Source organism: Thermoactinomyces vulgaris (genome assembly GCF_003688725.1).
Taxonomy (GTDB): Bacteria; Bacillota; Bacilli; order Thermoactinomycetales; family Thermoactinomycetaceae; genus Thermoactinomyces; species Thermoactinomyces vulgaris.
Genome location: NZ_REFP01000009.1, coordinates 1 through 23,882, shown reverse-complemented (window position 1 = coordinate 23,882; position 23,882 = coordinate 1). Strand labels below are relative to the sequence as shown.

The window sequence follows — 23,882 nt, the reverse complement described above, 5'->3', positions numbered from 1 at the left end:
GGAGGATGCGTAGGTGAAGGCAGACAAAGCATACCGGTTATCTTTCACCGAAAAGGCCAAGGAAATCGTCAGCCAAATGACCTTGGAAGAAAAAGTGTATCTGATGAGCGGGAATTTGACGAGAGAAGACTTGGTTGAGGAAGACAAAAAAGGCATCCGCTACAATGAAGTTCCTTATGAAGCGGGTGGGAACCGACGCCTGGGCGTGCCGGCCGTCAAGTTTGTCGACGGGCCGCGCGGGGCGGTGTCGGGAAATCGAAGCACCTGTTTCCCGGTTTCCATGGCCAGAGGGGCGACCTTTGACAAAGACTTGGAAGAAAGAATCGGACAGGCGATCGGGAAAGAAGTGAAAGCACTTGGCGGGAACTTGTTCGGGGGAGTTTGCATCAATCTTCCGCGCCATCCCGGATGGGGAAGGAGCCAGGAGACGTACGGGGAGGATTCGTTCCATCTGGGGGTGATGGGCTCTCACCTGGCCAAAGGAGTCCAGAGTGAAAACGTGATTGCCTGCGTCAAGCATTTTGCATTTAACAGCATGGAAAATGCCCGGTTTACGGTCAATGTGAAAGCGGACGAGCGCACGGAACGGGAAGTGTATCTGGCCCATTTCAAAGACGTGATCGACGCCGGGGCGGCTTGTGTGATGAGTGCTTACAACAAATACCGGGGAACGTATTGCGGACATCATGATTATTTGCTGAATCAGGTGCTCAAAGGCGAATGGGACTTTGACGGATTTGTGATCAGCGACTTCTTGTGGGGAGTCCGGGATACGGTTGAAGCGGCCAACGGCGGGATGGACATCGAAATGAACGCTGTGAAATACTTTGGCGAAAAATTGGTGGAAGCGGTCAAAAACGGCCAAGTTCCCGAAAAGAAAATCGATGAAGCCGCCGTGCGCATTGTCCGGACGCTTCTGGCTTTTTCGGAAGCGGATGAAAAAAAATACGGCGAAGAGGTTGTCGGCTGCAAAGAACATGTTGCTTTGGCGCTGGAAGCGGCGGAAAAGTCGATGACCCTGCTACAAAACAAGCATGAGACGCTTCCATTTTCCAAAGAACGTTGCAAGCGCATCGCAGTAATCGGCCGGCTGGGGAGCAAAGAAAATACGGGCGATCATGGTTCCAGCCGGGTTTATCCCGAATATGTGGTGACACCGGTGGAAGGAATCCGGCGAATTGTCCCCGGTGCCGAAGTGATTTTTGATGACGGACAAGACATCGGGCGGGCCCGAAAATTGGCCGCCACGGCGGATGCGGTCATTTTTGCGGTGGGCTATGACCATGATGATGAAGGTGAATATATCAACAATGCTCAGGATGACAGCGGATTGTCCGCCATCGGTGCCGGGTTTGATGCGGTGGGCGGAGACCGGGTCCGGTCCTTGGGGCTCCATGAAGAAGAGATCCGGTTGATTCAAGCCGTGGGGCCGGTGAATCAAAATTCTGCAGTCGTTTTGATCGGCGGGAACATGATCATGATCGAGGAGTGGAAAGATTTCGTTTCCTCCATTCTGATGGCTTATTATCCGGGGATGGAAGGCGGAACTGCGATTGCCAAAACGTTATTCGGCGATGTGAATCCCGGCGGAAAGCTGCCGTTTGTTGTCCCCAAAAAGGAGAGCCATCTCCCACCGGTCGATTGGGAAGCCGATGAGATTGTCTATGGATATGACCATGGTTATGTCAAATTGGAAAAAGAAGGGGTCGAACCGTCTTTGCCGTATGGGTTTGGCTTGTCTTACACCACGTTTGATCTGTATGATGCCGGGTTTTCCGCCGGCGACGGGTGGGTCACTGCCAGCTGTACGGTCAAAAACACCGGAAACCGGGCGGGGGATGAAGTCATCCAGATGTATGTCGGATTCAGCCAGGCCAAAGTGGACCGGCCGGTGAAAGTGTTGCGCGGGTTTGAACGCGTCCGCCTTCAACCGGGAGAGGCCAAAAAAGTGGAGATCCGGTGCCCCGTTGATAAGCTGAAGTGGTTTAATCCCAAAACCCGCCAGTGGGAGCTGGAGCATATGGAGTATGAAGTCTATATCGGAAACAGCAGCCATGAGCGGGATTTGATCAAAGGCAAGGTCACGTTGTGATTCTTTTGCGCGCGGAAAAGGCCGGACGGGTCTTTTCCGTGTCCCAACCAAAATTTAAAGTGTTTGGGGGATTTGTATGGAACACATCAGGGAGTACAAACCGAAGGCCGGGGAAACCCCGAAGTTGACAATGCTGGAGAAACTGACGTTTGGGATCGGGGATTTCGGTGCCAATTTCAGTTGGACCTTCATCGCTTCGTTTATCACGATTTACATGACGGATACGGTGGGGATTCAAGCCGGGGTGATCGGAACGATTATTTTGATTGCCCGGATTTTTGACGGCTTCACGGATCTGTTCATGGGAAACATCATTGACCATACCCGGACAAAAATGGGGAAAGCCAAACCGTGGGTGTTTTGGACGGCTCCGGTTCTCGGAATCCTGACATTCATGTTGTTTCATGTGCCGGATGATATCAGTGATATTTGGAAAATTGCTTATATTTTTACGGTTTATCTTTTAATTTCTGCGGTTTTTTACACGGCGAACAATGTCGCTTATGCTTCGTTGACCTCATTCATGACCAACCGTGAAAAAGACCGTGTCGCTTTGGGAAGCATCCGGTTTATTTTCGCCAATGCGGCGGTATGGATTATCACCACGTTCACCACCGTGTTGGTCGGAACATTCGGCGGCGGCCAGCAAGGTTGGACCGTCACCGCGGCCATTTACGGGATGCTGTGCGCCGTTCCCCTGATGATCACCGGTTGGTTTGTCAAAGAAAGAAATGTGGCCAAAAAGAAAAAAGCAGAAACCAAAACCTCTTTTTTCCCGACCATGAAGGTGCTGTTTACCAACAAATACTTTATTCTGGCTTTGATTTTGTACTTGTTGTGGTATCTGCGCCAAACGGAAACAGGGGCAAGAATTTATTATGCGTCTTACATTTTCCATCAGCCGAATCTGATGGGCGTCTTAAGCACAGCCGGATTGATTCCTTTGCTGGCAGGACTCTTTTTTGCCCCGTATGTGGTAGGCAAATTCGGAATGAAAAAAAGCGCCTGTTACGGGTTGTTGATTTCAGCCGCCGGGTCCTTGATCATGATGGTGTTTTCCGAAAATTTAATCGCCTTGATTATCGGCATTGTGATCAACGCCATCGGATTGGTTCCCTTGCAGGCAGGGCTGAGTGCCATCGTGGCGGATGTGGGGGATCTGGTTTATTGGAAATCCGGCGTGCCGGTTCAAGGCTCGGTCTTCAGCTTGACCAGCGCCGGCATGAAAATCGGACAAGGACTCACCTCCGCTCTGGTCGGTTGGGCCCTGCAAATCGGAGGGTACGTGGCCAATGCCGGCGTCCAGTCGGAAAGTGCCGTTTTCGCGATCAAGTCGATGTTTATGTATTTTCCGTTCCTCGTCATTCTCTTGATGCTCGGGGTGCTCATGTTGTTGGATTATGAGAAAAAAATGCCGAAAATCAGACAGGAAATTCAAAGCCGAAATCATTGAGGGAGGGAATCCGGTGCATGTTCAAACCATCCGGCTCCACGAAAAATGGAAAAAATTCATTCTCCAAAACAGGGAAGGAATTGAAATCCATGTATTAAATTATGGCGGGATCATCCAAAAAATCATGGTCCCAGATCGCTTTGGCAAAGTGGAAAATATTGTTTTGGGATATGAAAAGGAGAAGGATTATGAGACGGATCCTTATTATCTGGGGGCGTTGATCGGGCCGGTGGCAGGCCGGATCCAAGGGGCCGAATTTCAATGGAATGATCAAACATTTAAACTGGAAAAAAATGAGGGGAACAATCATTTGCACGGCGGATCGCAGGGGTTTCACCAAGTGATTTGGGAAGCGGAACCGCTTCAAACACCGGAGGGTGTCGGCGTGAAGCTGTGTTATGAAAGCAAAGACGGAGAAAGCGGATATCCCGGAAACGTCAAAGTAACGGTGATCTATTGGCTGAACCGGAAAAATGAGTTGGTCATGGATTATCAAGCTGTCACGGACCGGACGACCCCGGTTACCTTGACCAACCACTCCTATTTTAATTTGTCGGGGAACTTGAAGGATACCGTTGAAAACCACCGGGTGCGGATGAATGCTTCCCGTTTTGCGGAATTGGACGAAGCGTTGCTTCCGACGGGAAGAATCCTTTCCGTCCGCCAAACCCCGTTTGATTTTGGGCAGGGACGAAATCTGAAAGACGGTTTTACCGGCAGCCATCCGCAAAACCGGATGGTTGGCGGCGGATATGACCACTATTTTTTCTTTGCTTCCAACCCGGGATGCGTGTCAGTCGAAGAAATAAAAAGCGGCCGGATGATGCAAATCATTACAAACCAGCCGGGGATGGTCTTGTATACATCCAATCAGATGAAAAAGGACCGGATGCTGGCGGGGGGATGGTCGAGAAAATATTTGGGAGTTTGTTTTGAAACACAAGCATCGCCTGCCTCCTTGCATGATCAGAGGTTTCCGTCCGTGCTATTAAAGAGGGATGAAGTTTACCGCAAAAAAACGGTTTTTTCGTTTGGAATCAAATAGTGGCAGATGGCGTGGCCCTAACGGGCCGCTTTTTTTTATTTCTGATTCAAAACCATTCCCGTGGTCCACAGTTTGATACTCAGGTCAAGCAGAAACAGATCATCGGGATTTTCCAGGGACCGTCCGGTCAACGATTCAATTTTGCGCAGACGGTACACCAGGGATTGCCGGTGCAAATTGAGGGCCCGGGAAGTTTGGCTGATTCGGCAACATTTGTGCTGGGGATGATGACATCCGGCGCGAACTCCGATCCTTCCATCCTGCGCCGCTTCATCTGGGGAACGTTGATGGCCGCCATTACGGCCGTTCTCATCATCAGCAGCGGCTTGGAAGGATTGCAGACCGCCGCCTTGATTTCAGCTCTTCCTTTTGCCATTATTTTGATTTTGATGAGTTTTTCCCTGATCAAATCTTTAAGACAAGAGAAAAATTAAGGTGGTGCGCGGAAAGGAGAAAACACCTTTCCGCTTTTTGCTTGAAAAAGGGGACAAAAGCGGGGAAAGAAGGATCTTTTTTTATTCAGCCGGCCGGCTATGATAAACAAAGGAATCATTCAACCGACCGATGCACATGAAAGGGTGAAAGGGAATTGGCAGGAATCAAAAAAAGCAAGCGCAAATGGATTTGGATTCTTGTGGTTCTTTTGCTGTTCGTCTCTTTGGTTTATGTCAACAACACTTCTCTTTTGGCAAAACCGCGTTCTGGCGATCCGTATCTCATGGCTCATCGCGGGCTGGCACAAACCTTTGACTTGGAGGGGGTGGAAAATGACACCTGCACCGCCGAGCGGATCCATCCGCCGGAACATTCTTATCTGGAAAACACGCTTCCTTCCATGCGTGCGGCTTTTCAGGCCGGAGCGGACATGGTCGAACTGGATATTCAGCTGACCAAAGACCATCAGTTTGCCGTGTTCCATGATCATATGCTGGAATGCCGGACCAATGCCAAGGGGAAAGTACGCGATTATACTATGGATGAACTGAAGAAATTGGATGTGGGGTATGGTTATACGGCCGATGGGGGAAAAACGCATCCCTTTCGCGGGAAAGGCGTCGGCTTGATGCCGTCACTGGACGAAGTGCTTCAGGCCTTCCCCGGAAAAATGCTGCTCATTCATGTGAAAAGCAATGATCCCCAAGAGGGAATCGTGCTTGCAGAAAAACTTAAATCGCTCCCTGCAGACCGCCTCCGTCAATTGGCGGTGTATGGCGGAGACCAACCGGTGGAAGAATTGCAAAAACAGCTTCCGGAGCTCCGCACGATGAGCAAAGCATCATTGAAAAGTTGCCTGCTTTCTTATCTGGCCGTGGGTTGGAGCGGTTATGTCCCGGCAAGTTGCCGGCAAACCCAGATTCATATTCCGGATGAGATCGCTCCCTGGCTGTGGGGATGGCCTGACCGGTTCCTGGAAAGGATGGACCGGGTGGACACCCGGGTGATTCTGGTGAAGGGAAGCGGCGGCTTTTCAGATGGATTTGACCAAGCCGAAGATGTATACCGTCTCCCCGAAGGTTACAACCGGTGGATCTGGACAAACCGGATTGATCGCATGGCCCCGCTTTTTAAGGATTAATCATTTCGTTCCACCAGATACCATTTTCCGGTGGAAGAAGCGATCATGGTCGGTGTCACCGGAAAGGGATGTTGTTGAAACCCGTTGATTTCATGAAGAGGAATTCCGGGAAAGCTCAAGTGACGGAGCAGTTCGCGATAGCACTGCTCGCGCACTTTTGCCGGGATTCCTTCTCTTTTGATCCAGCGGACGGCTTCCCGGAATTGTCCTTGTTGAATCAAAAATTGTATGTATAAAGGGAATACATGGTGTAGCGGCCGTCTGAATTGCAACTTGGAGCGTTTGCCGCGCCCGCCGCCCGGTTTAAAGAAGATCAGTTGGTCATCCACCATTTTTCGCAACAACCGTTTTACGTTGCGGGTGGAACAACACAAGACCCGGGCCAATTCGTTCAAACTGACATAAAACGATTGATGACAACGGTACTCTTGATATTGAAGTCTGAGCAACAAATAATACTCGATGATATTCATGCCATCACCTTGGTGCCAATCGGTTTGTTTGAAATCATCTTAACGGAAGGGCCGGAAATTTACCACCTGAGTTCCCGGGCTCATCCACCGCGGAGGGTATAAATGGAGACGTGCCTTCGGACACGCCTCTTTATCCCGCTTTTCAATAACCTGATCGCCTCTGAATTTTTTCCTCTTAGTGAATATCTTTCTTTTTGAAGGAACCGCCCTGCACATCATGGATGTTTCCGGTGGCCAAAAATGCATTCGGATCAATATCCTCGACAATGGATTTTAATTTTGCTTCCTCCAACCGTGTGATGATACAAAAAATCACTTTTTTGTTTTCTCCGCTGTAGCCGCCTTCCCCGGCCAAATAAGTGACACCCCGTCCCAAACGGTTGGAAATCGTCTGGCCGATGATTTCGGTTTTGTCACTGATGATCCAAACAGATTTCATTTCTTCAAAACCTTCAATGACGACGTCTATCATTTTAAAAGCGATGAAATAAGTGATCAAAGAGTACATGGCACGATCCCAGCTGAAGACAAAGCCGGCACTGCTTAAAATGAACAGGTTGGCAAACATCACGATTTGACCGACGGAAAAAGGAACTTTCTTATTGATGAGGATGGCGAGGATTTCTGTACCGTCCAAGGAACCGCCGTACCGGATGACCAGACCGACTCCGACTCCCAGAATAATTCCGCCAAACACGGCGGCAAGAAGCGGATCTTTGGTTACAGCCGGAACGTGATGAAATATGTTGGTAAACGCGGACATCACAACAATCCCGAACATGGTGGAAAAAGCAAAGGTTTTCCCGATTTGTTTGTACCCCAAAAAGAGGAACGGAAGGTTAAAAATGACCAATAACAATCCAAGATTCCAATTCGTTAAATGAGAAATGATGATGGAGATACCGACGATGCCGCCGTCAATCACCTGATTGGGTACGAGGAAAACTTCCAAACCGAGCGAAAACAATAAGGCACCGACCAAGATAAAGAAAATTCTTTTGATAGTATTTAACCAAATCAACTTTTTTGGCTTTTCCGTTTGTTCCATTTCATTGGAAGAAGTTAATAACTCCATATGATTCACAACCCCTTTTTGACAGTGTGTAATCCAAGAGGGGATCAGGTTACAAAAAAGGGAATGGCGAGCTTTTCAATTTCTTTCCATAACAATGATTCTTTAATTATATCACAATTATTTCATACGTGTTTTAAATATTTAAATGTCTAAAAATTAAAACCAACGTACAGAGGATGAAACCGGAAAGCTGTTCGGTTTTTAGGTTCCAAGATCATCCATTAATAAAGCGGTTTTTTTCGCACAAAATATGCTTGATATGGATGGAAATGGTTTATTTCTCCCTCTTTTTTCGGATTATCCCGAAAAAACAAAGATTATTCACTTATCATTATGAATATATACAATAAACAAAATAAATTGTTAAATAAAAAATAAATTATTCATATTCATATTAAAACAAATTGAAGCGGATGGGAAGGTGGCTGAATAATTTTCCATATGAATTAATTTCGTTCTTTTCCTTTTGAAAAAAGCAGAAAACGACTGGATTCAAACGAGAGGATAGAAAAGAAATAAAAAAGAGGGTTTTTATTACACGATAGAAAATAAATATTTAAACGTGGTTTCCAACAAAACCCTGCAAAAGAGAACAATTCCTCCAATCCATGTTTTTCCTTTTATGTGGCACCGGAAAAAAGAGATCCAAATCATTTGATGATGAGATTGACTTTGAAAGGTTGATATTTTATGATATGAATCATTCGGTCATCGAAGTAATTTTGGAAGGTTGTTGAACATCTTGTGACGCATATTGACTTATGCAGGTTAATATTTTATTGTATTAATCATTCGATAATCGAAACATCATTTCCCTGGGGGAGGTGATTGTGATTCGTGATGATCAAATGGACAATTTGATTGGCCTGTTTCACCAAATAATGGCGCTCTGTCACCTCTTGCTGCGGGAAGAATTAAAAAAACATCATTTAACTTTTTCCCATGCGCTGGTTCTTCATTTTCTCAATGTCAAAGGAGCCTCCCCGCTGGTGGAGATCAGCAAGCATCTGGATATACCGCTGAGTTCACTGAGCGGAATGATCGGGCGTTTGGAAGAGATGGGTATGGTTTTGAGGAAACGGGATCAGAAAGACCGGCGAATCGTACAGATCCGGCTGACGGACAAAAGCCGGGAGATGATTGATGAACTCTCCGACTCCCAGAGAAACAAGATTTATGCGCATGTCAAAAGGTTGAATCTTTCTTCTGAGGAAATGGAGCGATTCATTGAAAATATGCAAAGGTTTATCGAGGGGGTACACGAAAACCGGTTGGAGAAAGGAGGGACAAAGCATTGAAGCGTGCGGTGAACAACTTGATTTTGGTCCTTTTTGTGCTGGGGATGGTTATCGGTGCGGGATACTATCTTACCAATCAATCCCTTTATGTGACCAGTGAAATTGCCCAAGTGACGGCAGAGATGGTTCCGGTTTATCCGGATCAGGCCGGTGTGCTGAAAGAGTGGGCGGTTGAAGAAGGGGATTCCGTGGAAAAAGGTCAGATCCTGGGAACGGAGACGCTTCTGCAGTCCGGCCGGCCGTCTGACGAGGAATCCGATGCTCCGTTGACACAATCCATTACTTCGCCATATTCGGGTGTCCTTGTCAAAAGCAATGCCGTTCCCGGAAAGGTGGTCAGACCGGGACAACCGGTTGCGATGGTTGCCGATTTATCGAACAAATACATCGTTGCTTACATTGATGAGACAGAAATCGACCGGGTCAAACCGGGCAAAAAAGTGGACATTACGGTGGATGCTTTCAAAGACCGCATTTTTAAAGGAAAAGTGCAAAAGATTGGTTCGACGGCCGGGGATTTCACCAATCCATCGGCAAGCACGGACAGCCAAAATGAAAATAAAAAGGTTCAGCGTGTTCCGGTACAAATCGTCTTTGATGACCAAATCAACGTGAATTTGATGCCCGGAATGAATGCTGAGGTGAAAATACAGTCTTAAATCAAGGGGAAAGGTGATGGCTCATGAAAACAGGACGTCTTGTTTTGACGAATGCGCTTGTGTTCCTTATTATCATGGGATTGGGAATTGGCGGCTATTACTTCTATTATATGAAATCCAATTATATTGAAACCGAAGATGCCCGGGTAAAAGGGGATTTGATTCCGGTGGCTTCGGTCGGAAACGGAAAGTTGGAAGAATGGAAGGTTGAAGAAGGGCAACAAGTGAAAAGCGGTCAGGTTCTGGGGAAAGTAAACACCGGACAGCAAACCGTGGACATTCAAGCTCCGATGGACGGAACCATCGTGAAAAGCGATTTTTCTGAGGGGCAAATGGTTGCCGCAGGCCAAACCTTGGTCCAAATGGTGGATTTGAACAAACTTTACATTGAAGCGAACATCGAGGAAACCGAGATTAAAGATGTAAGTGTCGGACAAGAAGTGGACATTAAGATCGATGCGGAAGAAGGCACCAAAATCAAAGGAACGGTGAAGAAAATCGGAAAAGCGACCAACTCCGTCTTCTCCCTGTTGCCGCAACAAACCGCCAGTGGTGATTATACCAAAGTGGTCCAACGCATTCCGGTGGTCATTGAAATGGAAAGCTATCCGGATACCGTGGTGCCGGGTATGAATGCAACGATCCTCATTCATAAATAAGTTGATTTAAACAGATTTGTCAGGAAAGGAGGAAAAGAATGAGTGCGAATCAAAATACAGCGGACGGCGGCGGATTCCGACAGCATTTGCCGCTGATGATCGTGATTATGCTGGGAATGTTTTTGGCGGTATTGAACCAGACTTTGCTCAATGTGGCCATTCCCAGTTTGATTAATGAATTCAATGTGACGGCAAGCACGGCACAATGGTTGCTCACTGGTTATATGTTGGTCAACGGGATTTTGATTCCCTTCTCCGCTTATTTGGTTGACCGTTACGGAATCCGGCGGCTTTTCATCGCTTCGATGGTGTTTTTCACAGCAGGTTCACTCATCTGCGGGCTGGCCGCCACGTTTTCCATGATGTTGATCGGTCGTCTGATTCAGGCGGTTGGTGCCGGAATCCTGATGCCGCTGGTGATGGTGGTGACCCTTCATATTTTCCCGCCGGAGGCGCGCGGAAAAGGAATGGGGCTGTTCGGGCTCGGGATGATTTTTGCCCCGGCCATTGGTCCCACGTTGTCAGGATGGGTCATTGAACATTACGATTGGCGCATTTTGTTTAACGGGATGGTGCCGCTTGGTCTGATCGTCATTGGTTTTGCATTCTTCCTTTTAAAAGATGGTTTGAGAAAAGAGACCAAGCCGCAATTTGATTTTTGGGGGGCCGTCACCTCTTCGCTCGGCGTCGGTCTGTTGCTGTACGGATTGAGTGAAGCCGGGAACAAAGACTGGGATGATCCGGTGGTGGTTTCCACCCTTGTGCTGGGTGTGTTCTTCCTTTATGTGTTTGTGCTGTTGCAAGTTCGTTCGAAAAAACCGTTGCTCGATTTTTCCGTGTTTAAATTTGATATGTTTACCCTGTCGAGCGTGATTAATGCGATTATCACCATTGCCATGTTTGCGGGCATGTTTTTGATTCCGATTTACTTGCAAAACCTGCGCGGCTTTACCGCTTTCGAATCCGGGTTATTGCTGCTGCCGGGAGCGATTATCATGGGGTTGATGTCCCCGATTTCCGGTGTGTTGTTTGATAAAGTGGGTCCCCGTCCTCTGGCGGTGATCGGGCTGTTGATCACCACGGTGACCACTTATGAATTTACGCATTTAACCCTGGAAACCAGTTATACTTGGATCTTGATCATCTATATGATCCGTTCTTTCGGAATGTCCCTGTTGATGATGCCGATTATGACGGCCGGTTTGAACCAATTGCCGGAAGAGATGAACGGTCACGGCACGGCGATGGCCAACACATCACGGCAAATCGCCGGATCACTTGGAATCAGTGTGTTTACGACGATCTTTTCCATCCGCACCCAATATCATTTAGGGAAACTGGCGGATCAAGCCAATATGATGGATCCGGCTTACAGCGATCATTTTTATTCGGCACTGAGCGGTTTTGCCCAAGCTGTCGGCTTGCCGGCGGAACAAGCACAAAGTTTGATGACCAGCACATTGTACGGGCAAGCTGCCCAACATGCTTCAGTTTTGGGAATCAATGATGCTTTTGTTTGGGCCACCGTTTTTGCGTTTATTGGTTTGATTTTGAGTTTCTTCTTGCGGGATGTGCGGAAAGACAAGAAAGTATCCGGTTGAATGGTTCCTGAAATTACTCGGAATGTCGTGGAAGGGAGAGAAGTGATTCATGAAGATTTATGTGGTATATGACAGTGAAAGCGGACATACGGAAAAAGTGGCCGCATCGATTGCAGAGGGCGCACGCGAAGTGGAAGGGGCGGAGGTGATCCTCCGTCACGTCAATGAAGCCGATGTGCGGGAGTTAAACGATGTGGATGCGATCATCTGGGGATGCCCCGGCCATTTCGGAACAATCAGTTCCGGATTGAAGTCATGGATTGACCGTTTGGGACATCTGTGGGCGAACGGAAAATTGATTGGAAAAGTGGGAGCGGTTTTCTGCACGACCGCAACCCTGCACGGCGGTGCGGAAATGACATTGTGGAATTTGATTACGCCGATGCTTCATAATGGAATGATTATTGTCGGACTGCCGAGTAATTTGCCGGAAAATGTCATGTTGGGCTCTTATTACGGATTGTCTGTGACTTGTCCGGTCACGGATGGGGAAGAAGATTCACCGGGCGAAAATGACTTGTCACTCGGAAGAGCATTGGGACGCCGTGTGGCCAACGTTGCGAAAAAGTTGAAGTAAAAAGTTGATATGCTTTAAACCCGGAACAAAAGGGGGGAGTCGATTGACTTTTTTGATTCTTTTTTACGGGGCGCTCATTGTTCTTGGCGGAATAGTGTTGTATGCCATCAATTCCCGTGCCGGGAAAAATGTTGAGGAAGAAGAGCAGGCGGGAACCGCGGAGGTCCCGTCCCAAAAAGAAGCGCCTCAAAACAATGAATCTCCGGCGAAAAAAGTGACCGGGAAAGAAACGGATTCCTCCGGATACACCATGACCGATGATGAGTATCGGGAAGCCTTGCGCAGAAGCTTGAAAAAACAAACAGATACGGAAACGAAAGAAGAGCCGCCCCGGGATCCCGACCGGTACAGTGACCAAGAATACCGGGAAGTTCTTCGTTCGATGCATAAGCAATTGAATCAAGATAAGGAATCCAACCGGTAAACGAAGTCCCGGAATGCACCGCCCTGTGAAATGCAGGGTGGTTTTTTATTAGTGTTCCCATCGGTTGCCGGTTTTATCCCTTGGTTGAAAAGAGGTTCACGGACGGGCACTTCATGCGGATTATTCAGGATGGTCATTCTTCCCATGGCGCCGGAAGGAGGAATGGGCTATACTTTTGGCTGGTTGGATTTGGATGGAACGATAACCGAAGGGAACCGGAATGCTGTGCATGAATGGGAAGCATGGTATTTTGGTTGAAAGAAAAAGGAGTACGAGCGAATGGGACAAAATGCGTACAAAAAGGTTCGGGAAATCATCGATACCTCTGCCGGTTTATTAACCGGCCAGGCTTTATATCCATTTGCGGTGGATGAAATTCTTTGCAAGGAAGTGGGAAGCGGCCATCTTCCCCCGGTGCTTCATATTTGGCGGCATCAAAATGCTTTTATCCTGGGAATCCGGGACCGGAAATTGCCTCATGCTGAAAAAGCGATCGGTTGGTTGGAATCACTTGGTTCCCGTGTGGGAGTCCGAAATTCCGGGGGAGCCGCTGTTCCTTTGGATCCGGGGGTGGTCAATCTTTCTTTGATTTTGCCTTCACCAAGGGGAAAAGTGGAAATCAAACAAGACTTTGAAATCATGTATCAGCTGATGCGGGAGTGTTTAAAACCTTTGGTTCCCCCCGTTGAAAAAGGGGAAATCGAAGGATCCTACTGCCCGGGGGATTATGATTTAAGCATTGACGGGCGGAAGTTTTGCGGCATTGCCCAGCGGAGACAGATCCGGGCCTTTGTGATTCAGGCATTTGTTCTGGTGGAAGGAAACGGAAAGGAAAGAGGAAAGAAAGCGAAACAATTTTATGATTTGGCGTCAGGCGGCGATTTCAGCGCGGATTTCCCCAAAGTGGAACCCGGCAAAATGGCTGCCTTGTCCGAATGGAACCAGGATCTGACCGTTGACCGGTTTGTATCGCGGGTCAAAGAAGTGGTTGGTGACGGACGGAAAAAGGAAAGACATGATTACGATCCGGTGTATGAAGGACCGGTTCGGGAAATGTTGACGAAGATCCAAAAAAGATATGGAAAATGACAAAAAGCCACTCCGGTGAGGAGTGGCTAAACACGTAGGAAAACGCTGTGAAAAAGGGATTGGGTTATAATGAACCCGCCTGCTGCAGCACAGACGGATGCGAGAAGGTCTCGGGTCTCATATTATTATTCGGACCCGTTTTTGATTTTCTGTCCTCGCGGGCAGATTTTTTAATGACGCCTTGCAAAGTCGACAAAACGGAATTTTTCCGGCAGATGGCGGGATTCCGTGTATTGAAAAAGCGTGTTGTCCTCCAAAAAGACATAATTTCGGACCACCGCCACATAAGGCTCTTTTTGATGGTCAAGGAAGTTCCGGTCTTCTTCCGTAATGGGTTCGATGGTGATGACTTTTTTGGCAAAGCTGATGGAAAGCCCGCACTGTTTTTCCAGATATTCATAAATGGAATCTTGGCAGACTTCTTTGGTCAACTCGGGAACATAAGCCTGTCGGAAGTAATCCTTGTCCAAAATGATTTTTTCCCCGTCCACTTCACGGATCCGGACAACTTCCCAAACCGGTTCCTTGCGCTTTAACCCAAGTTCCGCGTGGATTGTCGGATCCGCCGGTTTTAATTCCAATTTCTTCACATGGGTCTTCCATTGTTTATTTAATTTGGAGAACAATTCTTTGAAACCGACCAATCCCGAAACCGGAAAGTCGTACCGGTGAATTCCCAACACAAAAGATCCTTTGCCTTTGATTTTTTGGATATAGCCGTTTTGGGACAACAAGTTCAGTGCCTTTCGCACCGTTTCACGAGAGGTTTGGTATTGTTTGGAAAGATCATGTTCGGAGGGAAGTTTCCCTCCGGGTTTTAACTTTCCTTTTTCGATTTGTTCGGCAAGTTCATGGTAAATGGTCAGATAAATGTTTCCCACTTTGTTTCCCCTCAATGATTGGTTTTCGTTAAACGGAAAACAAGGGATTCGTAAGGACGCAATGTCATTTCCCGGAAATGGTCCGGCGCATCCGGATAGTTGGAGAGCACCAATTCTCCTTTCCAGTCTTCCGGCACATGGGAAGACGGCAGATGCCAACGGGTGGAATGAGCAAAGAAATTATTGATGACGAGCCATTTTTCATTCCGGCCGTGCCTCAGATAAGAAAAGACATCCGGGTGATCCAATTGAACGGGTTCAAAAGTGCCGTTGATCAAGACATCGTGCTCTTTTCGCAGCTGAATGAGACGTTTGTAATGATGAAAAATGGAGTTGTTGTCCTTTAAGGCTTGTTCCACGTTGATTTGCCGGTAATTCGGTGCAATGGGAATCCAAGGGGTCCCTTGGGTGAAGCCCCCGTGTTTCCCCGCTGTCCATTGCATCGGGGTGCGCGCGTTGTCACGGGATTTTTGCCGGATGATCCGCATCACTTCTTCCTCGGTTTTCCCCTGCTCCCGCAAAATGTGATACATATTCCTTGTTTCGACATCCCGGTACTCGTCGATGGACGTAAAATCCGGGTTGGTCATGCCGATTTCTTCCCCTTGGAAAATAAACGGGGTTCCATGCATCAAATACATGGCGGTGGCCAACATTTTGGCCGATTCTTTGTGGTATGGTCCGTCATTGCCGTAGCGGGAAACCACCCGCGGCTGATCATGGTTGCACCAAAACAAGGTGTTCCAGCCGCCGCCTTTTTGCATTTCCGTCTGCCAAGAAGAAAGGATTCGTTTTAATGCTTCAAAATCCATTTGGCCTGTTTCCCACTTCTTCCCGTCCGGATAATCCACTTTCAAATGATGGAATTGAAAAACCATGTTTAACTCGCGGTTGTCCGGACGGGTGTATTGAATGCAGTGCGGGATGGTCGTGGACGACATTTCGCCTACGGTCATGATATCATAGCGGGAAAAGACTTCCCGGTTCATCTCCTGCATAAATTCGTGGATGCGCGGCCCGTCGGTGTAAAATTTGCGGCCGTCCCCGGGAGGGACGGATCCGTCGTCATCGGGGAACCGCTGATCTTTGGAGATCAGGTTGATCACGTCCAACCGGAATCCGTCCACGCCCAGATCCAGCCACCAACGCATCATTTCGTAAATTTTTTGTCTCAGCTCCGGATTTTCCCAGTTTAAATCCGCTTGGGTTTCATCAAATAAGTGCAAGTAGTATTGGCCGGTTTTTTCGTCCCGTTTCCAAGCGGAACCCCCGAATTTGGATTGCCAATTGTTCGGTTCCTTTCCGTCCTTTCCGTCTTTCCAGATGTAATACGAACGGTACGGACTTTCTTTGGAAGATCGGGACGCTTGAAACCATTCATGCTCGGTGGAAGTATGGTTGACCACCATATCCATGATCAATCGCATGCCGCGTTGGTGCACTTGATGGAGAAGTTCTTTAAAATCCTCCATCGTTCCGTATTCTTCATGGATTTTGTGATAATTGCTGATATCATACCCGTTGTCGTTTTGCGGAGATTCATAAACCGGCGTCAGCCACAAAACATCGACCCCCAGCTCTTTCAGGTAGTCCAGCTTCTGAATGATTCCTCTTAAATCTCCTGTTCCGCTCCCTGTCGTGTCATAAAAGCTTTTTGGATAGATCTGGTAGACAACAGCTTTTTTCCACCATTCCGCCAACAAAAAAACCTCCTTGTAAGCTACATCAACTCTTGGATTTCTTCCTTGATAATGGATGATTTCGTTCCAAACACCGCCTGAATCCCGTCGCCTTTTTTGATGACACCGGCGGCGCCCAATGCTTTCAGACGGTTTTCATCCACTTTGTCAATTTCTTTGACCCCGACCCGGAGGCGGGAGATGCACGCGTCCAGTTTGACAATGTTATCTTTGCCGCCCAAAGCTTCCAAAATGAGAGCGGCTTGGCTGCTTGTGCTTTCTTTTTCTTTGCTTCCGGATTGGATGCCGATTTTTTCGCGGAACTCGTCTTTGGTGCGGAGACGGGTTTCTTCGTTATCATCTTCACGTCCCGGTGTTTTCAGGTTCATTTTTTGGATCAAAATCCGGAACGTGAAATAGTAAATAACCGCAAAGACAAGGCCGAGTCCGATGGTGACAAGCCATGCATTGGAGTGGTTGGGCAGTACATTGAACAAGATGAAGTCAATCAGCCCGGATCCGCCGGCAAAACCGCCGTGCATGCCCAAAGCATTGACAAGCCCGAAAGCGATGGCGGTCAAAACAGCATGAATGGCATATAACACCGGGGCAACAAACAGGAATGTGAATTCAAGCGGTTCCGTGATTCCGGTCAACAAAGCGGTGACGGCAGCCGCCACGATCAAGGATTTGGTTTTTGTTTTTTTGCCCGGTTTTGCCGTGTGAATGATGGCCAGTCCCGCAGCCGGCAGTCCGAACATCACCGGGATGAATTTCCCAGCGATGTAGGTGCCTCCGGTAATGGCAATCGACGGGTCACGCAGTTTGTCGATGACTTGGGAAATATAAACGTTTTGGTCCCCCACGATGCGGGCGCCGTCCAACGAAGTGTAAGCGCCGCCGATATCCGTGAACAGCAAGGGGGTGTTGTAAATATGATGCAAACCGAACGGGATGAGCAGTTTTTCAATCCCGCCGTACAACCCCACAATCAACGGGTTGGTATGGGTGGCAATATAGTTCCCCAAAACAAAAATCCCGTTTCCGACCGGCGGCCAGATGAAGTAAAGAACCACCGCAGACAAGATGGCCCCGAACGAAGAAACAATGGGAACCAGCCGTTCTCCGCTGAACAAGGAAATCGAATCGGGCAATTCCACTTTATGAAAGCGATTGTAAAGATAGGCGGTCAAAAAACCGATTAAGATCCCGCCGAACACACCGATTTGCATGGTTTCGATGCCAAGTTCGGTTCCCAGCAGTTTTTCGTTCAGGTTGATTCCGGTGATATCAATCAACGCCCCGAGGGTGGTATGCATGATGAAGAACGAAATCAGTGCCGAGAAACCAGCCATTCCTTTGCCGGTCCAAGTGATGGCAATTGCCACGGCGAACAGGACGGGAAGATTATTAAAAACGGCTTGTCCTGCCCGTTGCATCAATTCCCCGGTGACTTGCCAGCCGTTGCTGCTCAAGAAAGGAATCAATTCTTGAACATTGGGATTTAAAATCACACCGCCCAGACCCATCAAAATCGAAACAAGCGGAAGAATGAGAACCACGGCCATCATGGAGCGGCCGACACGTTGAAAAAAGTCAAAAGAGAAACCTTTCGCCATTATTTTCCTCCTATCCCCGTGTTGGAATCAGTCGCCTGTATATACAGGAAAGGGAATATAAAAAAATGAAAAGCCTTTCATTTAACCAAATTGTACTCCTGTCTATACAGGTTTGTCAATGGAGGAGGGAGGTTCCGGGAAATCCTGATCCTGCCATTGATTCTGACGCCAAGCTTGTGTTATGATGAATACACCGCGCTAGACGGGGAGGTAGCGGTGCCCTGTAACCCGTAATCCGCTATAACGGGGTTGACGCCTGTCCGAGGCGTGCTTTGTGCGAGGCTGGTCTGGATCATCCGTGTTGATGACCGGGTCCTGCGCAACGATCACTTCCGAACCGTGTCAGGTCCTGACGGAAGCAGCACTAAGGGAGACCGGTCGTGTGCCGCAGGGGTGCCTGGTCTGAGCTGATGGTTCAGGGGCCGCTCGGGCAAGACACGTCGGAGACAGGTGCGCGGTACATAGACATCTTTGAAAAACGCACCTTGGGCACAAGGTGTTTTTTTTAGGTTTTGAATGGAAAATTTTTTCTTAAAGAAGGAAGAAAAAGGTAAACAGCGAATAAAAAGGTAGAATTATTTGTGGCATGTTGCCCGTACACAGCAGGTTGTTGTCAAAAAAGATGGGAACTTCCCATTTTGATGTCGGTTGTTTGCGGTTGTGATGGGAGAAGTTGTTCACTTGTTGATCTCATGTGATTCCAATGAATCGTTCGTTGCAAAAAGTAAGCACGAAGGATAGAAGGGAAGCTTTTAATGTGGCGGTGCGAAGATGATGAATATGAACACAAAGGCGTTAGCAGGAAATGGAGATGGGTCAATCCATTTATACACATTTTATCCTGTGACACCCTATGAGCGTTTGGCCGTCCAGTTAATTTCAAAAATCCACTTGGGAGTTATCGTGGTTGATGACCGGTTGAATGTCGTGGAAATCAATCAAGCAGCAGCAAGGCTGTTGGGGCTGGAAAAGTCAAAGATGATGTACCGGTCGTTCCGGGATGCCGTGATTCAGCTGGGGTTGCCGAAAAAGTACAGGGAACGGTTGTTTTCGATTTTGCATTCCCGCAAAGAGAAACGGAAGCTGGAATTGGACTGGTGCCCGGACGGGGAAGAACCGCGGTGCCTGCTGATGCGGTTTCACACGTTTGAAGACAGTGAAAGCGGCTTGAAAGGGCAAATTTTGATGATTGAGGACCAAACCGAGATGCAACTTTTGAGGCAGCAGGTTCAGCAAAACAACCGTTTGGCGACCATCGGTCAGATTGCAGCCGGAACCGCGCATGAAATACGCAATCCCCTCACGGCAATCCGGGGCTTTTTACAGGTGATCGGGCACAAAATGAAGGAGAACGGGCAGCAGAAAGAACACGGGTATATCGATATCATGTTAAGGGAGATCAGCCGGATCAGCAGCCTTGTCGGGGAATTTTTGATGCTGAGCAAACCACGGCATTTAAACGTCCAATCCGTGAATGTGACAAAGGTCTTCAACGATATCCTGCCCATCATCAAAAACGAAGCACTTCTTTATAACATTGATGTGGTGACCAAACGGCAACTGACGACGATTCCGATGATTGAAGCAGATGGGGAGTTGTTGAAACAGGTTTTTCTCAATATTTCCAAAAATGCGATTGAAGCAATGAAAGATGGCGGCCTGCTGACGATTCGGCTCAAAACATATGAAAAAAGAAAACATGTGGTTGTGGAGATCATGGATACCGGTCCCGGAATACCACCTCATGTTTTGGAAAAAATATATGAACCGTTTTTTACAACCAAAGAGAACGGAACCGGTCTGGGACTTCCCATTTGCCGTCAGATTTTGCGGGAGATTGACGGAGAAATCAAAATTGAGTCCGGACCGAAAGGAACCAAGGTGAAAGTCTGCTTGCCGCTTATCAAAACATAAAACCCACTGCCGATAAGACGACGGATCTTTTCCCACAGGCAGTGGGTTGTTTCTTTTGGAAAAAAGGTTTCCAGTGTAGTATGATAGTAAAGACCATGAATATGCCCCGTTGAGGGGGAACAAGTTGGAGTGTTGGGTGTGTCCTATCGGGCATTGTATCGCGTTTGGAGACCGCAACGCTTTGAGGATTTAGTCGGTCAGGAACATGTGACAAAAACATTGATGAATGCATTAAGCGAAAAACACCTTTCCCATGCTTATTTGTTTAACGGACCGCGCGGAACGGGGAAGACCAGCGCGGCAAAGATTTTGGCCAAAGCAGTGAACTGCGTTCACGGTCCGGCCAAAGAGCCTTGCAATGAATGCGAAGCTTGCCGGCGCATCACCGAAGGTTCCCTGATGGATGTGGTCGAAATTGACGCGGCATCCAACCGGGGGGTGGATGAGATCCGTGATCTGCGCGACAAGGTGAAATATGCGCCGACCGAAGTCCGTTACAAGGTGTATATCATTGATGAGGTTCATATGTTGACTACAGAAGCATTTAATGCGCTGTTGAAAACATTGGAAGAACCTCCGGAGCACGTGATTTTTATTCTGGCTACCACGGAGCCGCATAAACTTCCTCCAACGATCATTTCCCGCTGTCAGCGATTTACTTTTCGCCGCATTTCCTTTGAAAAGATCGTGAACCGTTTAAAAACGATCTGCCGGTCGATGGATATTTCCTTTGATGAAGAAGCCTTGATCTCCATTGCGCAAACCGCCGACGGCGGACTGCGGGACGCGCTGAGTCTCTTGGATCAAGCGCTGGCCTTCAGTGGGGATTCCTTGACCATTGAAGCGGTGCAAGCCGTGACGGGAAGTGCGTCGAGGGAGATGGTGCTTTCAATTTTCGTTGATTTGGCCGGACAGAAGATGCCTTCCGCCTTGCAAAAGCTGGAGGAGTGTATTGCAAGCGGCGTGGAACCGGAAAAGTTGATTCAAGATTTCATCCATGTTTGCCGGGACTTGTTGATGTATAAAACCGCACCTTCTTTGATGGAGCACGAAGGAAGAACACAGTGGATGAAATCGGTGGAAAAGGTTGCAGGGGAGTTGACACATCAACGTCTTTCCCGGATGCTGGATGTGTTGGTTCATTCCGAACAGCAGATGAAATGGGTGACCCATCCCCGCGTGTTATTGGAGATGGCCTTGGTCCGTTTGGCGGATGTTTTTGGAAGCGATCCAAAAAATGTGGAGCCGGATCTGGTGGCAAGGCTGGAAGAGCGGATCGAAAAGTTGGAAAGTTGGATTCGCCAGGCAAAAAACACCGCGGCCGTGAAGGAAGAAGCTTCCCCGGCCTCCGGGAACCGTCCAGGCCCGTCTTCTCCGGTTGTCAAATCTTCCGAACCGGCGTTCAGCCGGCAATGGTTGGAGAAGCTGTCCGGGAAACAAGGAGCCCGGATCAAAAAGATCTGGCCTGAATTGCTTCAACGGGTCAAAGAGGAAAAAATCACGGTTCATGCTTGGTTGATTGACGGTGAACCGGTCGGAGCCACCGATGATGCCGTGATCGTTGCTTTTAAAAGCAAAATTCACCGTGAAACGACGGAAAAGGAAAGCAACAAGTCTTTAATTGAAGGAATTCTTTCACAGATGACGGGGCAACGGATGCAACTGAAAACCGTGATGCTGGATGATTGGAAGAAACAAGCTTCCGCACAGAATCTTCCGGCTTCCGGTAACAAGAGCGGCCCGCAACCGGAACCGGAGTCTTTGCAAGAAGACATTGTGAAAAAAGCCGTGGATTTGTTCGGCGAAGAAATCATCAAAGTTTCCGATGAGAGTGAACCGAAAGTTTAGGAGGCGATGACGGATGCGGAACATGAATCAGATGATGAAACAAGTGAAAAAAATGCAGCAGGAAATGGCGAAAGCCCAACAAGAACTGGAGAAAAAGGAAGTGGAAGGAACAGCCGGCGGTGGTGTGGTCAAAGTGCGGATGAACGGCCATAAGCAATTATTGGGGATTGAGATTTCCCCGGAAGTTGTGGATCCGGGTGATGTGGAAATGTTGCAGGATTTGATCACCGCCGCAATCAATGAAGCGATGAAACAGGCCGAGGAGCTGGTGGCCAAAGATTTAGGGAAATTCACAGGCGGTTTGAATATCCCCGGACTATTTTAAAGTGACCAGAGGTGGGGAACGTTGTATGTGCCTGAACCAATCTCAAAACTGATCGAGGGATTCATGCGCTTGCCGGGGATTGGCCCCAAAACGGCTCAACGGCTGGCTTTTTATGTATTGACCATGGAAGAAGAGGACGTTTTGGATTTGGCCAAAGCATTGGTCCGGGTACAACGGGATTTGTGCCATTGTTCCGTATGCGGGTATATCACGGATCAGGACCCTTGTTATATCTGTTCCGATAAAAACCGGGACCAGTCCACCATTTGTGTGGTGCAGGACACCAAAGATTTGATCGCCATGGAACGGACTCGTGAATATAATGGCTTGTATCATGTGTTGAACGGGGCGATTTCACCCATTGAAGGAATCGGCCCTGATGATTTGAATATTCCCGGACTGTTGAAGCGGTTGGAAGACGAAAAAGTCAAGGAGCTGATCCTGGCGACCAATCCCAACATTGAAGGGGAAGCGACGGCAATGTATTTGTCCCGTTTGACCAAACCTTTCGGGTTGAAGGTGACGCGCATCGCCCACGGACTGCCGGTCGGCGGGGATTTGGAATATGCGGATGAAGTCACCCTGGCCAAAGCGCTGGAAGGCAGACAAGAGTTATAAAAATTGGTCATGAAACAGACAACCTTGTGCATAGAATGGAAGCGACACTTCCCGGGAAGCTGTCGCTTTTATTTTTGCCAGAAAAGCAGGCCGAAATGCCGGATGGGACGAAACGGACCACGTCAAAACGATCAAGGGGAGATTGTGTCCGGTTTTATTTTGGGAGGCGTCTCAGCGGAATCCATGGGGAGGAGTGTCAGAGGTTGTAAGGATGTCCGGTTGCGTTTGGATGTGTTTCCCGTTTCCATTCCTGTTTTGCCTTTTTGCCTTGATTCCGATTCCGAAAAAAATGATCCGGGGAGGGATGGGTTTGTTGGAATATCAATGGTGGATGGCTGCCGGCTTGTTGGGCGTGGTGTTTTTTATGATGATCAACCGGTCGGTGAAAAAGCCGCTGGTGTGGTTGGGAAAAGGAGTGTTGTCGACCGCTGTGGGGGCATTGGTTTTGTTTGTTTTGAACTTGCTGGGGCAATATGTGCAAATCCACATTCCGATTAATCTTTGGACGGCGTTTGTCACCGGCTGTTTGGGGATTCCGGGAATCGCTTATCTGGTGGCCGTGAAAATAATTTTTATCGGGCTATAAAAAAATCGAAAAAAGGTGTTGACTTATGTCTAATAAGGTGGTAGTATCATATTTGTCGCCGCGAGAGAGCGGCACAAACAAAGTGAAATGAAGTGTTCCTTGAAAACTGAAGAGTGAAGACATGACTCGTTAATTCTTGAGAGTTCACATCAAACTTTTTTGGAGAGTTTGATCCTGGCTCAGGATGAACGCTGGCGGCGTGCCTAATACATGCAAGTCGAGCGGGAGAATCATCCTTCGGGATGAGGATCCAGCGGCGAACGGGTGAGTAACACGTGGGCAACCTGCCCGCAAGACCGGGATAACTCCGGGAAACCGGGGCTAATACCGGATAGTCCTTTTCCCCGCATGGGGAAAAGGGGAAAGGCGGCTTCGGCTGTCACTTGCGGAT

At 48.2% G+C, this 23,882-nt stretch carries 22 protein-coding genes, 1 rRNA gene, 1 other RNA gene and 1 pseudogene; 19 read left to right on the top strand and 6 right to left on the bottom strand.

From position 1 onward, the window contains the following. Positions 1 to 13 precede the first annotated feature (13 nt). The 3 genes from ATH33_RS07370 (at position 14) to ATH33_RS07360 (ending at position 4,590) form a co-directional block, all read left to right on the top strand. Positions 14 to 2,092 (top strand): beta-glucosidase family protein, encoded by a 2,079-nt coding sequence (locus ATH33_RS07370; RefSeq protein WP_198050913.1) that lies wholly within the window; start codon positions 14 to 16, stop codon positions 2,090 to 2,092. Positions 2,093 to 2,168: 76 nt separating this feature from the next. Then, positions 2,169 to 3,545 (top strand): MFS transporter, encoded by a 1,377-nt coding sequence (locus ATH33_RS07365; protein ID WP_037997743.1) that lies wholly within the window; start codon positions 2,169 to 2,171, stop codon positions 3,543 to 3,545. 13 nt (positions 3,546 to 3,558) lie between these two features. Continuing rightward, positions 3,559 to 4,590: an aldose epimerase family protein gene (locus ATH33_RS07360; RefSeq protein ID WP_049720778.1), complete on the top strand. Its 1,032-nt coding sequence runs from the start codon at positions 3,559 to 3,561 to the stop codon at positions 4,588 to 4,590. A 35-nt stretch (positions 4,591 to 4,625) separates the two neighbouring features. On the opposite strand, the pseudogene ATH33_RS07355 reads toward ATH33_RS07360, so the two are convergent. Further along, positions 4,626 to 4,793: pseudogene (locus tag ATH33_RS07355) on the bottom strand (helix-turn-helix domain-containing protein); the annotation flags it as partial. Positions 4,794 to 4,814: 21 nt separating this feature from the next. On the opposite strand from ATH33_RS07355, the gene ATH33_RS07350 reads away from it, so the two are divergent. Together ATH33_RS07350 and ATH33_RS07345 are read left to right on the top strand one after the other, a co-directional pair. Next, a complete protein-coding gene (locus ATH33_RS07350; protein ID WP_121874328.1) occupies positions 4,815 to 5,024 on the top strand; it encodes a BCCT family transporter in 210 nt (69 codons plus the stop codon). 155 nt (positions 5,025 to 5,179) lie between these two features. Beyond that, the gene (locus ATH33_RS07345; RefSeq protein ID WP_062843303.1) at positions 5,180 to 6,166 is read left to right on the top strand and encodes a glycerophosphodiester phosphodiesterase family protein; all 987 of its coding nucleotides are present in this window, start codon (positions 5,180 to 5,182) and stop codon (positions 6,164 to 6,166) included. On the opposite strand, the gene ATH33_RS07340 is transcribed toward ATH33_RS07345, so the two are convergent. Then, positions 6,163 to 6,639 (bottom strand): SgrR family transcriptional regulator, encoded by a 477-nt coding sequence (locus tag ATH33_RS07340; protein WP_062843200.1) that lies wholly within the window; start codon positions 6,637 to 6,639, stop codon positions 6,163 to 6,165. The genes ATH33_RS07345 and ATH33_RS07340 overlap by 4 nt on opposite strands. Positions 6,640 to 6,814: 175 nt before the next feature. Beyond that, positions 6,815 to 7,687, bottom strand: a complete 873-nt coding sequence (locus ATH33_RS07335; protein WP_121874327.1) for a YitT family protein — start codon at positions 7,685 to 7,687, stop codon at positions 6,815 to 6,817. 857 nt (positions 7,688 to 8,544) lie between these two features. Here ATH33_RS07335 and ATH33_RS07330 point away from each other — a divergent pair. The 7 genes from ATH33_RS07330 to ATH33_RS07295 all read left to right on the top strand — a co-directional run bounded on the left by ATH33_RS07330 (position 8,545) and on the right by ATH33_RS07295 (position 14,021). After that, positions 8,545 to 9,012: a MarR family winged helix-turn-helix transcriptional regulator gene (locus ATH33_RS07330; RefSeq protein ID WP_037996527.1), complete on the top strand. Its 468-nt coding sequence runs from the start codon at positions 8,545 to 8,547 to the stop codon at positions 9,010 to 9,012. After that, entirely contained in the window at positions 9,009 to 9,671 is a 663-nt protein-coding gene (locus ATH33_RS07325; RefSeq protein WP_037996529.1) for an HlyD family secretion protein, read from the top strand. Before ATH33_RS07330 ends, ATH33_RS07325 begins: the two co-directional genes overlap by 4 nt. A gap of 23 nt (positions 9,672 to 9,694) precedes the next feature. Beyond that, positions 9,695 to 10,330, top strand: coding sequence for an HlyD family secretion protein (locus tag ATH33_RS07320; protein ID WP_037996530.1), 636 nt, complete (start codon positions 9,695 to 9,697; stop codon positions 10,328 to 10,330). 38 nt (positions 10,331 to 10,368) lie between these two features. Next, the gene (locus ATH33_RS07315; RefSeq protein WP_049720783.1) at positions 10,369 to 11,931 is read left to right on the top strand and encodes a DHA2 family efflux MFS transporter permease subunit; all 1,563 of its coding nucleotides are present in this window, start codon (positions 10,369 to 10,371) and stop codon (positions 11,929 to 11,931) included. Positions 11,932 to 11,980: 49 nt separating this feature from the next. Further along, a complete protein-coding gene (locus tag ATH33_RS07310; RefSeq protein WP_037996532.1) occupies positions 11,981 to 12,508 on the top strand; it encodes an NAD(P)H-dependent oxidoreductase in 528 nt (175 codons plus the stop codon). A gap of 43 nt (positions 12,509 to 12,551) precedes the next feature. Continuing rightward, positions 12,552 to 12,932: a hypothetical protein gene (locus tag ATH33_RS07305; protein ID WP_037996534.1), complete on the top strand. Its 381-nt coding sequence runs from the start codon at positions 12,552 to 12,554 to the stop codon at positions 12,930 to 12,932. Between the two features lie 279 nt (positions 12,933 to 13,211). Continuing rightward, positions 13,212 to 14,021, top strand: coding sequence for a lipoate--protein ligase family protein (locus ATH33_RS07295; protein ID WP_121874260.1), 810 nt, complete (start codon positions 13,212 to 13,214; stop codon positions 14,019 to 14,021). A 170-nt stretch (positions 14,022 to 14,191) separates the two neighbouring features. On the opposite strand, the gene treR is transcribed toward ATH33_RS07295, so the two are convergent. The 3 genes from treR to ATH33_RS07280 are packed head-to-tail and all read right to left on the bottom strand — an operon-like array spanning position 14,192 to position 18,200. Beyond that, positions 14,192 to 14,902 carry a trehalose operon repressor gene (gene treR / locus ATH33_RS07290; RefSeq protein WP_121874259.1) on the bottom strand — a complete coding sequence of 237 codons (711 nt, stop codon included), beginning with the start codon at positions 14,900 to 14,902 and terminating at the stop codon, positions 14,192 to 14,194. Between the two features lie 11 nt (positions 14,903 to 14,913). Then, complete coding sequence (gene treC, locus ATH33_RS07285; protein ID WP_121874258.1) at positions 14,914 to 16,605, bottom strand: alpha,alpha-phosphotrehalase; 1,692 nt, start codon at positions 16,603 to 16,605, stop codon at positions 14,914 to 14,916. A gap of 17 nt (positions 16,606 to 16,622) precedes the next feature. Next, positions 16,623 to 18,200 carry a PTS transporter subunit EIIC gene (locus ATH33_RS07280; protein ID WP_049720788.1) on the bottom strand — a complete coding sequence of 526 codons (1,578 nt, stop codon included), beginning with the start codon at positions 18,198 to 18,200 and terminating at the stop codon, positions 16,623 to 16,625. 193 nt (positions 18,201 to 18,393) lie between these two features. Between ATH33_RS07280 and ffs the strand changes: the two genes are divergently transcribed. The 7 genes from ffs to ATH33_RS07245 form a co-directional block, all read left to right on the top strand. Beyond that, an RNA gene (gene ffs / locus ATH33_RS07275) (signal recognition particle sRNA large type) lies at positions 18,394 to 18,658 on the top strand. 313 nt (positions 18,659 to 18,971) lie between these two features. Beyond that, positions 18,972 to 20,114, top strand: coding sequence for a two-component system sensor histidine kinase NtrB (locus ATH33_RS07270; protein ID WP_049720789.1), 1,143 nt, complete (start codon positions 18,972 to 18,974; stop codon positions 20,112 to 20,114). 138 nt (positions 20,115 to 20,252) lie between these two features. Then, positions 20,253 to 21,962: a DNA polymerase III subunit gamma/tau gene (dnaX, locus tag ATH33_RS07265; RefSeq protein ID WP_121874326.1), complete on the top strand. Its 1,710-nt coding sequence runs from the start codon at positions 20,253 to 20,255 to the stop codon at positions 21,960 to 21,962. Between the two features lie 13 nt (positions 21,963 to 21,975). Beyond that, positions 21,976 to 22,287, top strand: coding sequence for a YbaB/EbfC family nucleoid-associated protein (locus tag ATH33_RS07260; protein ID WP_121874257.1), 312 nt, complete (start codon positions 21,976 to 21,978; stop codon positions 22,285 to 22,287). A gap of 21 nt (positions 22,288 to 22,308) precedes the next feature. Then, positions 22,309 to 22,905, top strand: a complete 597-nt coding sequence (recR, locus tag ATH33_RS07255; protein WP_037996544.1) for a recombination mediator RecR — start codon at positions 22,309 to 22,311, stop codon at positions 22,903 to 22,905. Between the two features lie 310 nt (positions 22,906 to 23,215). Next, positions 23,216 to 23,491, top strand: a complete 276-nt coding sequence (locus tag ATH33_RS07250) for a pro-sigmaK processing inhibitor BofA family protein (protein ID WP_165489722.1) — start codon at positions 23,216 to 23,218, stop codon at positions 23,489 to 23,491. Positions 23,492 to 23,647: 156 nt separating this feature from the next. Then, positions 23,648 to 23,882 (top strand): 16S ribosomal RNA (locus ATH33_RS07245); the annotation flags it as partial.